This window comes from Fodinibius roseus, assembly GCF_900129315.1.
Lineage (GTDB): Bacteria > Bacteroidota > Rhodothermia > Balneolales > Balneolaceae > Fodinibius > Fodinibius roseus.
Genome location: NZ_FQUS01000015.1, coordinates 39,744 through 53,145, shown reverse-complemented (window position 1 = coordinate 53,145; position 13,402 = coordinate 39,744). Strand labels below are relative to the sequence as shown.

Annotated in this window: 10 protein-coding genes; 7 read left to right on the top strand and 3 right to left on the bottom strand. The window is 47.5% G+C overall.

Features of this window, described 5'->3' with window-relative positions; all coding sequences use genetic code 11:
• The first annotated feature begins 49 nt into the window (after positions 1-49).
• Entirely contained in the window at positions 50-721 is a 672-nt protein-coding gene (locus BUB16_RS13890; RefSeq protein WP_073065561.1) for an SDR family oxidoreductase, read from the top strand.
• A 207-nt stretch (positions 722-928) separates the two neighbouring features.
• Here the strand turns inward: BUB16_RS13890 and BUB16_RS13885 are convergent, their stop codons facing one another.
• Both BUB16_RS13885 and BUB16_RS13880 read right to left on the bottom strand, forming a co-directional pair.
• Positions 929-2,527 (bottom strand): RagB/SusD family nutrient uptake outer membrane protein, encoded by a 1,599-nt coding sequence (locus tag BUB16_RS13885; protein WP_073065558.1) that lies wholly within the window; start codon positions 2,525-2,527, stop codon positions 929-931.
• A 60-nt stretch (positions 2,528-2,587) separates the two neighbouring features.
• Positions 2,588-5,509 carry a SusC/RagA family TonB-linked outer membrane protein gene (locus BUB16_RS13880; RefSeq protein ID WP_073065555.1) on the bottom strand — a complete coding sequence of 974 codons (2,922 nt, stop codon included), beginning with the start codon at positions 5,507-5,509 and terminating at the stop codon, positions 2,588-2,590.
• Between the two features lie 976 nt (positions 5,510-6,485).
• Here BUB16_RS13880 and BUB16_RS13875 point away from each other — a divergent pair.
• Entirely contained in the window at positions 6,486-7,526 is a 1,041-nt protein-coding gene (locus BUB16_RS13875; protein WP_073065552.1) for a hotdog domain-containing protein, read from the top strand.
• 67 nt (positions 7,527-7,593) lie between these two features.
• Here the strand turns inward: BUB16_RS13875 and BUB16_RS13870 are convergent, their stop codons facing one another.
• Positions 7,594-8,034 carry a hypothetical protein gene (locus tag BUB16_RS13870; RefSeq protein ID WP_073065548.1) on the bottom strand — a complete coding sequence of 147 codons (441 nt, stop codon included), beginning with the start codon at positions 8,032-8,034 and terminating at the stop codon, positions 7,594-7,596.
• Between the two features lie 444 nt (positions 8,035-8,478).
• Between BUB16_RS13870 and BUB16_RS13865 the strand changes: the two genes are divergently transcribed.
• From BUB16_RS13865 to BUB16_RS21580, 5 genes are all read left to right on the top strand, one after another.
• Entirely contained in the window at positions 8,479-9,048 is a 570-nt protein-coding gene (locus tag BUB16_RS13865; protein WP_073065545.1) for a helix-turn-helix domain-containing protein, read from the top strand.
• A 279-nt stretch (positions 9,049-9,327) separates the two neighbouring features.
• On the top strand, positions 9,328-11,217 hold the full coding sequence (locus tag BUB16_RS13855; RefSeq protein ID WP_244545704.1) for a heavy metal translocating P-type ATPase: 1,890 nt from the start codon (positions 9,328-9,330) through the stop codon (positions 11,215-11,217).
• A 562-nt stretch (positions 11,218-11,779) separates the two neighbouring features.
• Positions 11,780-12,313: a TetR/AcrR family transcriptional regulator gene (locus BUB16_RS13850; RefSeq protein WP_073065537.1), complete on the top strand. Its 534-nt coding sequence runs from the start codon at positions 11,780-11,782 to the stop codon at positions 12,311-12,313.
• A gap of 165 nt (positions 12,314-12,478) precedes the next feature.
• Positions 12,479-13,135, top strand: a complete 657-nt coding sequence (locus tag BUB16_RS13845) for a porin family protein (protein WP_170864400.1) — start codon at positions 12,479-12,481, stop codon at positions 13,133-13,135.
• A gap of 65 nt (positions 13,136-13,200) precedes the next feature.
• Positions 13,201-13,374: a hypothetical protein gene (locus BUB16_RS21580; protein ID WP_170864399.1), complete on the top strand. Its 174-nt coding sequence runs from the start codon at positions 13,201-13,203 to the stop codon at positions 13,372-13,374.
• The last annotated feature ends 28 nt before the right edge of the window (positions 13,375-13,402 follow it).

The following is a 13,402-nucleotide window of genomic DNA, read 5'->3' as shown; positions in this document are numbered from 1 at the left end:
TAACTCAAGTTATAGAAACCAATAATTTCAAGAAAAAAAGTGATTATTCATGGATTTAAAAGACAAAGCCGCTATTGTAACGGGAGCCAGCCGGGGGATCGGTCGCTCTATCACCAGGGCGTTGCTGGATAAGGGCGCTGCCGTGGCCGGATGGAGCCGCTCAGAACCCGAAGATTTCGGCCACAAGAACTTTCATTATATTAAAGCCGATCTGACTCAGCAAGACTCCGTACAACAGGCTTACCAGCAGACAGCGGATGCATTGGGAGAACAGATCGCCATTCTGATTAACAATGCCGGCGCGGGCTATAAAGGAGATCTGGACGAGATGCCACCGGAAAAATGGCGCTACCTTTTTGATCTGAACGTGCATGGCATTTTTTATGTGAGCCGTCTGGTGATTCCACCAATGAAAACGCGGCAAGAGGGACATATCATCAACATTTCATCCGGTGCGGGAACCAACGGCATTGCGGGCATGAGCTGCTATTCGGCGACCAAGCACGCGGTCGTGGGCATCTCGCGCTCGCTGCACCAGGAATTGCGCGATTTCGGGATCAAGGTGACCTGCCTGTCACCCGGCTCGGTGGATACCGGCTTTTCTGATTCGGAGAAGAATAAACTGAAACCCGATGAGCTGGCACAATCGGCCGTGCATATCCTGGAATGCTCCCAAAACTTTCACTACACCGATGTGCAGGTGCGTCCCCTGCAGCCCTAATCCGTATTTGATTTTCCCGGGATGAGGAGATAGATCCGGCCAAGGGTTTCCTCGCATTATCCTTGTACGGATGAGGAAGACAGCATCGCTGCATTCACTGTTTATTACCGCTGCAAATTACATAGGCATATAAAAAAGCCCGCAAAGTTTTGGGAAACCTTGCGGGCCTGTCAGAAATGAATTCCGATCACAATACCGGCCGATCAATTAATAACCGGGATTCTGTTCTAACCCGGGCTCCACCTTCAAGCTATTTTCATGGAAAGGCCACAGGTAATTATGAGGTTCAAACGAACGATCTTCAATATGAAGCGACTGAAGTTCTCCATTGACTTCCCGGGTGTGTCCCAATGCGGGCTGATTCAACACCTCTTCTGCTGTTCTCCACCGTTTAATATCCGCATAGCGAAGACCTTCCGCCGCAAACTCAATCCTGCGTTCATTTCTTATCAGGTCAATCCACTGATCCTGTGTGTAAGCGCTGTAACGCGGCAGGGTTACGTCGGCTTCGGACATATCCAATCCGGCCCGCTCCCTGACCTGGTTTATAGCATCCTTTACTGAAGCATCTATCTCATTCATCATGATCTTTGCCTCTGCATATGTCAGCAACACCTCGGCATACCGCAGCAGGCCAAATTCAAAGTTTCCGCTGCTAAACGCATCAGCTTCTGAGACAAACTTTTTAAACCAGTAGCCGGACTCGCTGGCCCGCTCGTTTTCGTGATACATGGGACTGTTCTCATTATAAATATCGATGGTATCTTCATAGAACAGATCACCGTGTCCCATTATGCTGGCTTCATAGCGGGGATCCCGGTGCAGGTTCGGATTTAACTCATGTTCTCTTTTGGTATGCTGGGGACAATTGTCGATGCGGTATCCATTCAGCGTCCAGTACGCATCCACCAGCGACTTCAGGGGAACCAGGTACGACTGCCCGTCCCCGGTTCTGTAATGAGGGCCTAAATCTCTGAAGGAGTATGTCGTGCTTCCGCTATAACTTTCCTGGTTCTGGTGTATGATAAATTCATTATTATCAGAATCCGCTTCATACTGAAACAGGTCGCCGTAGTTGGGATGCAGTTCGTAATTCCCACTCTCCATAATCTCCCGGGCCAGATCAACGGCCATCTGATAGCGCTCATTGTACAGCGCATAGCGCATCGTGAGCGCCTTCAGGGAATACTCATTAAACATATATTTATCGGTGGTGTATTCTTCTTCCGGCAGACTTTCCGCAATTTCAATCGCCTGTGGAAAGATGGTCTCCAGGATCTCCTCCTTGGGCGTGGTAGGCTGGGTGGCATTGGATAAATCGGCCGGTTCCAGATGAAACGGCACATCTCCCCATCTGAAGGTAAGCTTAAAGTAGTGCCAGATGCGCAACCCCTTTAAAATATTCTCGTATTTCGTCCGCGTAGCCTCATCCTCCACGTACGGTACGTCCGTGTTTGCGATAAAGGTATTTAACCTTCCGAGGTGCTTCATCTGTAACTCGTAGTAGTAAGAGAACGCCTCGGTATTGCTGTTGAAATCACCGTTGGCTATCCGCTGGTGATGGTCGCCTTCCAATCGGCTGTAGGCGTTATCGGATTTACCGTCCTGCATGTAAAACAAGGTCGTCCGATTGGCATGATGCGTAAAAACATCATAATAACTGCTGTATACCACCCGGCGTAAGTCCTCCTCATCATTATAGAACTCATCAAAAGAGGTTGCCGTGGGATCCGTCTTGTCTAAAAAGTCCTCACACCCCACCAACCCTACGGAAATAAACACTATGAAATATATTACCTTTCTCATAACTGACATAAGCTTTACTGTTAATTTTTTTGGCTTTGCAATACTCTATCTAACGGGGTCTTAGTTTATGGTTGCCTGTATGCCGATGCTGTAGCTGGCCATTCTTGGATATCGGCCATTGCCATTATAGTCCTCATCTCTTTCGGGCTCAATTCCTTCCCAATCCGTAAATGTAAAGGCATCCTGGGCATTCAGGTAGATGCGTACGTTCCTGATACTGTTACCTATGGACGGTATAGAATAGCCCACTTCCAGCGTCTTAATACGGAAGAATGAAGCATCGCTCAGCCAGACGTCACTCAACTCGGCATTCGGGGAGGAACCGGTCCAGACTCTCGGGAAACGGCTGTCGGGATTCTCCGGGGTCCATCGATTGTTCATATAATACGCTCTCGGAGTTCCCAAGCTATTCGTAGAACCGTCCATTTTGACCGGATAGCCCTCCAGACCCTTTAACCGGCCGGTACGCTTGCCGACCCCCTGCCCTACAGCGCTGAAATCCCACCGCTTGTAATTCAGATCGATATTAACAGAATAATTAAAGTGCGGAAACGGGTCTCCGAGATTTACTTTGTCCTGATTATTGATCACGCCATCCCCGTTTTGATCGACATACCGGATATCGCCGGGCATGGTATTCGCCAGCTTGGCATCGGCCTCATCCACTTCCTGCTGGTTCTGGAAGTATCCATCGCTTTCATAGCCGTAATAGTTGTCGATGGCAATGCCTCTATACCAGATTTTATCGGGATCATCGGTAAAAATGAGGGTGTCCGACTTGGCATACCCAGCCTTTAATACTTTATTTTCGTTATTAAAAAGCATGCCCCCTACCTTATAGGAGAAATCACCGGCCTGGTCACTCCAGCTCGCCGAAACTTCCCAACCTTTATTTTCAACTTCTCCTATGTTCACAGAGGAGGTCAGGTAGTACGAACCTGTTAGCGGGGGGACCGGGAAATCCGAATAGATCAAGTCATAGGAATGTTTATTATAGGTTTCGAACGAAACGTCAAGACGGTTATCAAGTACTGTAAGGTCAACTCCAAGGTTTTTCTGGTTTTGCTTTTCCCAGGTAAAATCCGGATTCGGAACACGCATGGTCCAGCCCCAGGTATTTACAACCTCCTGCCATAGGTAGGGATCTACATTCTCATTTCCGATGATCCCGTAGGAAAAGCGAACTTTCATCCTGTTTAAAAACCCGCTGTCGGTCAGTCCCGACATAAAGCTCTCATTATGAATATTCCAGGCAAAGGCCCCGGAGGGGAAGAACCCCCAGCGCTGGCCGGGAGCAAATTTACTGCTGCCATCCGCCCGGGCCGTTCCCTCCAGCAGATAGCGGTTATCAAAAGAATAGTTGAGCTTGCCGAAAAAGGAAGATTTCGCAATCTCCCGGTAATCGGTATAGGTATTATTCATGATCTCCGACCCGGCAATCAAATAGATCTTGTCCTTATCCTTCCGGAGATTCTGTTCGTAATTAATCAGGGCGCGGGCCGTTATCTGGCTTCTGCTCACTCCCTGGGATGATCCCACGGCATTTTGCCAGACGTCGACCGGCTCCCCGTCCCCGTCGTAGAACTTAAAGGTGTCTCGCTCATATTTATCAGCGGATTTGTTGACGATATAGGAGACATTCCCCGCCAGGTGCAGGTTATCATTAATGTAGTAGCGCGGCCTTAAGTTAATGGTACTCCGGTCGTACAGGGCATTCCAGGCCCCTCCTTCGTGAATAGAGGCGAGCGGATTCTGGTCGTTATGCAGCTTATAATGATTGTCCAGATCCGAGTTATAAAATACTTCTTGCGTGGGATTCATTTCCCAGGCCATCCTATATAACCCATGGCCATCCGTATTCGCATATAAGCGGTCGACCTGCAGCCGGTGCGCATAAAAGTCGGCTAAAAGCTCAAACTGATCGGCGATGTTAATGTTCGTATTAAACCGGGCGCTGAACTTCTGCGTCCCCTCATAATTGTTTAACCCATTTTCTTCGATATACCCGAGCATCAGATTAAAGGTACCAACGCCCCCACCACCGGAGATGCTGGCGGACGTATTATGGGTGTAGGCCTTTCGTTCCATAATGGTATCCATCCAGTCGGTATTGATATACTCTCCCTGCTCGGCCAAATCGATCTCCTGCTGCGTAAACTGTTCCGATTGTCCCTGAATGGAGCGAGCTTCGTTATTCAGGCGCATATAGTTCGCTGAATTGACAAAGTCAGGTAACTTAATGGGATCATCAACGGCAGCCCAGCTGTGCACATCTACCATAAACTGGTCTGCAGTTCCCCGCTTGGTTTCGATAATAATGACCCCGTTGGCCCCCCGCGAGCCGTACATGGCCGCCGAAGCGGCGTCTTTCAGCACGGTAATATCTTTAATCTGGTTGGGATCGATATCCGTCAGGGACTGCTCCATTCCATCAACGATGACCAGGGGAGAGGCATTCTGAAGCGTGCTGATCCCCCGTATCGAGATGGTGCCCGGCACGCTGCCCGGCAGGTTGCTGCCCTGCATGAGCGTTACCCCGGGCAGCGTACCACTGAAAGCTTCTTGCAATTTGGCAATGGAACGCGTCTGTATATTATCCATCTCCACTTTTGAAACCGAAGAAGCCAGGTGTTCCGTATCTACCTCGCTGTAACCGACTACGGTCACCTCATCCAGGCCGACGGTTCCTTCCCGTAATACCACATCGATTTTACTCTGATCCTGTGTATTTATTTCTGTTTGTTCAAATCCCACCATGCTAAAGATAAGCGTCACATTTTCTTCGCTTATCGTTATTTCATAATGTCCTTCCACATTGGTGGCAGTACCAATGTTGGTCCCTTTGACCAGCACATTTACCCCGGGCAGAGGCTTCCCCTCCGAATCGGTTACCGTACCCTGGATCGTTCTTTCCTCCTGGGCAAAGGCGGTTGACGATAAGAAAATAAGTAAACCAAAAGTAAGCAGTAGCTTATTTTTCATTGTTTGTATCCCCATGCTATAGATAAGATATTATAGGATTAAAGTTCAGAAAACGAAATAGATAGAAGAAATACGCTTATTATCTACTTCCCTTTCAATTGTTAAGGTATTCAACTGTTAGCTTTATAATAGCACTGCCGACATCCTGAAAAATGTAGCAACGACTATATATTCATATGTTAATGGATAAGAAATCGTCAAAATGCCCACACCATTTCTCTCCAACCCGTTCAATTGGCTGCCAATAAACCAATTTAAAACCACACCATCACACTATTATTCCATTCCTTTACTTCATTAATACGGTACAAAAAATTACTTTCAGACCCGTTTATTGATTAATAATGGTTTTATTTTATTTCAATAGAAAAATATTAAAGAAATACCCTTTCTTTATGTTAAAGGATTATTAAAAGAGTTTCTTTTTCTGTTCATTCGTGCGTAAATTTCACTCGCTATAACATATTACTTCCCTTCAATAAGGAGGTTTTAATTTCATATTCTTGCACGAAAAAGTTTAAGCAACGCTGTATCCCTTTAACACACTGATAGTTATAAGAGTTATGCCCTTATTCCTTGTATTATATGGTTGTTTGGACAACCATACTTAATGTAATAAAAAATATTACCTCTGCAAACTCTTTTTCGAAAGAAAAACATCTTATTTATTTGTGTTTTCTTGTCATGCGATTGAAATAACCCGCACCTAAAATGGACTGTTTCACTGGATCTAAGCAGTTACCAGCACAATGTTCAGACCCTGATCCAACCTATCTCATTACGGTATTGAAAAGAATCTTCCCGAATTTCATGTCTGTACAACAGGACTCCCCGATGTTCTGTTAGATCCATCTTGCTGAATTTCCGGGGATAATCTAAAAAATCCCTTTATCCTCTTCCCTATCTTCCTAATATTAAATACGAACCAAAAATTATTTATCTTTCTTTTTAACCAATTGTAATTATTGGCCGCGCTATGAGACCCGTAGATACTTCTATCGAACGTACCCTGCCATTCAGTACCGACCCCAGCCTTCGCCGGCGCTTTATGATCTTGGACAAGGATATACCAGGCAACATGCGGTGGGGACTGCTGCTTGAGGAGCTCGATAAACTGGCCGAAGATATCGCTCTTGACTACGTGCATCAGTTTGAGCCGGAGGGGCGGGTCGTAACCGCCGCGGTGGATGATATTGCCCTGCACGTGCCCGGCGATATCAACAAGGATGTTTACCTGCGGGCGCGTATTAACTATGTGGGACGCACGTCGATGGAAGTCGGAATCCGTGTGGACCAGGATAAGGAGGCCAGGCACTCGCTGGCGGCCTGCTATTTTACGATGGTGGCCCGGACCGGCAGGGAGGAGGCGGCGAAAAGCCTGCCCATTCCGCCGCTGGAATATGAAAGCGACATCGAAAAGGAGCGGTACGAAGCAGCTATTGAGCGTCGACAAGCGTACCGAGAGCAGATCGATGCGCTGGAGGACCCGCCGAGCAAAGAGGAGTTCCACCACCTGCGGGCGCTGCACAAAGCCCAGGAAAATGAGGATTTTGACGGGCTGCTGGTCGGGAACCTGATCCGCAACAGCATGGAGCGGATGTACCCGGACCAGGAAAATGTGCCGAAGAAAATTTTTGGCGGGTATGTCATTCGCCGCGCTTTTGAATTGTCCCTGATGCATGCAGAAGAGATCGCCTCCCACCGGCCGGTATTCGTACGGGTAAATCGCATTAACTTCCTCCAGCCCATTCGTATCGGCGATAAACTCGATTTTACCAGCCGGATTGTCTACACCGGCGATACGTCAATCAGCATTGAAATTGACATTGAACGCACCAGCCTTGATAAGGTGACCCGGGCCCTTTCCAATACCTGCGTTTTTACGTTCGTGAATGTCGATCATGAAATGAAGCCCCAGCCGGTACCCAAGGTATATCCGACTACCTATGCCGAGGATGAGCGATACCTGAAAGCACGCCGACGCCGAAAGGAACACCTCGTTGATATCGGGAAGTAGAAAGAAGTCCGGGCGATCGTTCCTGCTGGTTACTGTTGGAAACAACACTGATCACGGATCCCAGGCTTCAGCTGCCTATCGGAGGCCATACGGACCAGGGAATGCGCAAAAGGATAAGTGCAATGCCCACCCCGTAATAGATGAGCAGTTTCTTATATCGCGTGGCGTCGCCGGTGCCCCGCTTCGCTTTGGAATAACCTACGGTGATCAGAATGATTCCGATAATCATCGTCAGCGGGTGCTCCAGCATATACAGCCGCGACATCGCATCCCCCATCGCTTCACCGGAAAAATTGGATAGTCCCAGCGGAGAAATAACATACAAAACCAGGCCGATCAGCAGCTGAAGATGCACTGCAATAAGTCCCGCCAGCGAGGCTTTCCGTACCTTTTCATTGAAGGGCTTTTTTTGTAGGAAATTAATAAGTGCATAGATAAAGGAAAACAGTAAAACGGCAAGCACAATATAGGCTATGCCGGAATGCAGGTGTTGAAATCCGGTGTACATGGGTCTATTTTATTTTGTTTGGTTAATTATTTTGTTGGGTTCTGCAATGCCAGAGGGCCGCCGTTTGTTTATCGGCTGAGATCCGTATAGATCATCTCAATAATAACCAAAGGAGGTGCAAAGCAAAAGCCGCAGCACAATTCTTTACAACCATCACCTGTCTTCCGTTGCAGGGACCGTACCAAATGTTTCCTTACTACGTTATGCGATTAATGGTTAAAACAACTTGTCAGCATCTATTTTTACTTTTGAAACCCCACTGCGTACTTATCTTATTCACATTAATCACAAACTCCACTGTAAATTTGGAATCATGCGCCGTATTATTCAGTTAGAACTATCGGAGACCAACGGGGATTTCTCATCTCCAATGGCTTGTGGACCGGCTGGAAAATACGGTTTAACGCCCCCTCATAACCGCATTAATGGACGACTACTTCAGATATGGATACGAAGAAAAATTTCCTCATAAAAAACATGGTGTGCAGTCACTGCGCAGAGGTACTGAAGGAAAAACTGGAGGAAAACGGTTTCCGTGTCCAAAAAATTGAGCTGGGGGAACTGCAGCTGGCGGAAACGCTCGATAAAGCCGCCTATAAACGGCTGGTGGCGGTCGTACGCAATAACGGATTTGATATCATCAATGATGAAGCCAGCCAGATCGTAGAGCGTATCAAACATCTTATTATTGATCATATTCGCTCCGGCGAGCCGCTTGACGGCAACCTCTCGGACTTTCTTTCAGACCGTATCCTCAAGGATTATCAGCAGCTCAGCCGGCTCTTTTCGGCGGTAGAGGGTAAATCTATCGAGCGCTATTTCATCCTCCAGAAAATTGAACGGGCTAAAGAACTTATTGTCTACGGTGAAAAGACGCTCAGCGAAATAGCCTATGAGCTGGACTACAGCAGCCAGCAGCATTTTTCGCGTCAGTTTAAGAAAGAAACCGGCCTGGCGCCCTCCCATTTCAAGAATATAAAGGAGAACAAGCGCACCTCCATCGATCAGCTGTAACATAATCCTGCACAAGATATACATAAAGATATAAGACCATTACCCACTCTATCCCTATCTTGCCAACAGAATATCAAAGAGCTTGGAAAACCAGGCATTTTGACCGGCTTCAAAGCCTGGCGAAGTCTGAATCACGGCATATATAAGGCATATGTGAGGAGGTGGGGTTTGCGAAAATGCAAAGACCGGCCACAACAACGGTTTGAAGCTCGCTATTAAATAACGGAGTTTATTATCGCATTTATCAAAAAATACAAGGAAGCGGTTATCAGCGGCCTGTTGCTTGCTGCGGCGCTGATCGTCCAGTACGCCACAGACATCCCCAACCGGCATTACCTTTACCTCCCGTTATATGGTTTGTCGTACCTGGCGGTGGGGGGACCCGTTTGGCTGAAGGCCTTTAGCTCTATAAAAAACGGGACCATATTCAGTGAATTTCTGCTGATGGGTATCGCTACCGTAGGGGCATTTGCCATCGGCGAGTATGCGGAGGGTGTGGCCGTCATGCTTTTCTATATGATCGGCGAGTATGCCCAGCACGGGGCGGTGCACCGGGCCAAACATTCCATCAGGGAGCTGATAAACCAGCAGCCGGATGTAGCGGCGGTCGAACGGGAGGGATCGACTGAGCAAGTCCATCCCTCTGAAGTTAAAATGGGTGAGGTAATCCGGGTCAGGCCCGGGGAAAAGGTGCCACTGGATGGAGAACTGATCACGGAAAGGGCCTCCTTTAATACTGCAGCGCTCACCGGGGAATCCAAACCGATCGCACGCTATACCGGAGAAGAGATATGGGCAGGGTCCATCAACCAGGACGTGCCGGTGCGTATTAAAGTAACCAGCGGTTACAAAGACACCAAGCTATCGCATATCTTAACCATGGTACAGGAGGCGGCCCGGCGCAAGGCGCCCACCCAGCGGTTTATGACTAAGTTCGCAAAAGTCTATACCCCGGTGGTCGTGTGGCTCGCCGTGGCGCTTACCTTTGTTCCCTATCTCGTCGTGGACCATTACGTATTCCAGGACTGGTTTTATCGCGCACTCATTTTCCTTGTTGTTTCCTGTCCCTGCGGACTCGTTATATCCATTCCTCTCGGATACTTCGGCGGTATCGGGGCGGCTTCCCAAAACGGTATCCTGCTCAAAGGCTCTGACTTTCTGGATCAGCTTCGCAAAATGAATATGCTGTTCATGGACAAAACCGGAACCCTTACCGAAGGTACCTTTGAGGTGCAGGAGGTCCATCCCCTGAACGGATTTGACCGGGAAGAGCTTTTGCTGTTAGCGGCTTCCCTGGAACAACACTCCACTCACCCGATCGCAAAGGCTATTGTGGATTATACAAATGGACAACCGTTGCAATCGGTACAGCGGCAGCAGGAAAGCGCGGGCAGAGGGCTGGAAGGGGAGATCGGCTCGCGCAGCATACTGGTGGGAAACCGTGACTGGCTGGCTGATCATGGCGTGCAGTACCGTGGAAATGGGTTAGATGAAACCTACACCTGTGTTCATGTTGCTGTTGAGGGAGTCCACGCCGGGATCATCGGTATCGCAGATCGAATTAAAGAAGACAGTAAAAAAGCGATCGAAGATCTTCGCGGGCTGGGGATCAGTGAGCTTATCATGTTGTCCGGCGACAACCAGGAAGTGGTGGACGCGATAGCCCGGAAGCTGGGGCTGGACAAGGCGTATGGCAACCTGCTTCCGGATGAAAAATACCGGCAGGTAGAAGAGGCGTTGCAGCCAGACCGTACGGTTGGTTTTATCGGGGACGGGGTCAACGATGCCCCGGTGATTACTCTCGCCGATGTCGGCATAGCCATGGGAGGGATCGGGTCCGATGCTACCGTCGAGACCGCGGACGTAGTCATTCAGACCGACCAGCCGTCCAAAATACCCCTGGCTATCGATATAGCTCAATTCACGCACCGCGTGGTTTGGCAGAACATAGGCTTTGCCCTGGGTATTAAAATATTGGTGATGGCCTTGGCAACGCTGGGAATGGCAAGCATGTGGGAAGCTATTTTTGCGGATGTGGGGGTTGCCCTCATTGCTATTGCAAACGCCATTCGTATTCAATACCACTACACGGATGAAGGATTCAGTCTTACTCCCCCGGCGGATCCTTCGACAAAAGAAGAACCCGTCCAGGCGGAATGCTGCTGTTAGTTCAAAACGGTCACCCAGAATTTCCCCACCTAAGAGCCTGTCGGACTTAGCAAAATCTACTGTGAGTCAGTCGGGTTTGGCTCTCGTTACAATCTCTAAGGCAGGTGAGGACGTCCTTTTTGTAAATATCAGGCTCCTAAGATGCACCGGACAAGTTTTCTAAGAATAGCGGCCATGGGAATCCGTAACCAATTTTATTTGCTTTCCTATCGGCCCCAACCAGTTCTCTTTTTGAATAACGTATCAATAAGCAAGCTATGAACAACAGTAAAACTGTTACAGCCAATGGATCAGCGCTGAACCATACAATAAATGGTCCCCGCTTCATTTCCTCTGGTAATCGCATAGCAGGTCCCATCAGGCCGCAGGTCAGGGATGATTATTCTACTAATGCACGGCATTCGGGCGGACGTTCGCCTTCTGCGTTCCGGTTAAAAACAGTTCTGTGTAATCCCAAAAAGTACGGGTAACCCGTAAGAAATAAATTATTCAAAAAAATTTTGGATCTTATTCTGAGGCTTTTTACCTTGGTGAGTGATTACTTACTTTTATAGTCGGCAAAATGACGAAGAAACGAGAACAAATATTGGGAACTGCCCTGGAACTGTTTGCAAATGAAGGGTATCAAAATACGTCCACCAGCAAGATTGCGTGTCAGGCTGGCGTTTCTGAAGGATTGATCTTTAAGCATTTTCAAAGTAAAGAAGGCCTGCTACATGCCATTGTAAACCTGGCTAATGATGATATAAGAGATTTTATAAAACGCATAGAAAACCAGGATGATCCGAAGAAAGTCATTGAAACGGCCTTCGATTTTCCGCCGTTGGTCAGTTCCAACCGGGATTTCTGGAAATTGCAATTTTCTTTGAAGTACCAATGTCCGGCGAAACAGCAGTATCATGAAAAAAAAGAGCTGATAAATACGTTTGAAACGATGCTGGAAAAAGCGTTTAGAGAATTGGATTATGACAATCCTGAAATGGAAACGGAACTACTTATGAATATAATCGGAGATCTATGCAGAAAGCATTGTAATACTGACAACGGCTGCGACCAGGAATATATAAATTTTGTGAAACAGAAATACGAGGTTTAAAAAAATTTACCCCTGAGGGTAAGTGAGTACTTACTTTTATGGTAAGTATCTTAAATAAAAAAGGTGCATCACATCACAGTCCTCTAAACAGCGATGTGTGCACCTCTCATCATAAATACGAGCACCTTTCGTGCTCATTAATTATTAAAGTTAATGAGGCAACTCATGTTAATCAACAATATAAAACGAATAAGTCTAACTTTTATTACACTCATCATATTCATCTTGGGAGCGGGAGTCACATCAACTTTCGCCCAAACCCACCAACAAGAACCGTTAACCTGGGGACTTAAAGCCGGTGTTAATGTTTCTGATTTTTATGGAGATGACGTCGGCCAAACGGATGTCCGCGGAGGTTTTAGCGGCGGTATTCTGCTAAACTATCGCTTTAACGATTACTGGGCGTTGCAGCCCGAGGTAATATTTAACATGAAAGGCGCCGATGTTTCGTCCGGATTGATAGGCGAAAATGGGCCGGTCGACTATGAATTCGGTTATCTGAACGTACCGGTGCTGGCTAAATTTTATATCCCCACGGGATCCTTATTCAGCCCCCACTTGTATGCAGGTCCCGAAGTGGGATTTAAGCTTTACGGTGACTCGAATAGCAATGATATCGACGACGAGCTGCAAGATGCCGAATTCGGTATCGCTTTTGGGACAGGATTAGATTACAACCTGGGTTCTGATCCAACAGATTTTATCCGGACTGTTGGTTTAGACTTACGCTATTCCCTTGGGTTGACGGACGTATTTGATACGTCCCAGGAACCCGAGGCCAGGAATGGAGTCTTTTCAGCCGCGTTATTCCTTGGATTTTAATCTCAATCCCTTAACCAAGCCTGGCGGGATAAATTTGCCCGCCAGGCATCTTAAACCCCAAATATATGGATGACGCAACGTACAATAACCCGGGGGATGGGATTACATCCAATTCGACCCCCGAACATTTTCAACTGGATGAGATAGAGTGGGATGAAACAGAATACCCCGTTCGATCTGATTCATTACCATTTAAAAATACGACTAAAAAAATCTTGAAAGAGCTGGAGTACGATTAGTTCAGCTGAACAATTTATAACCAACCAG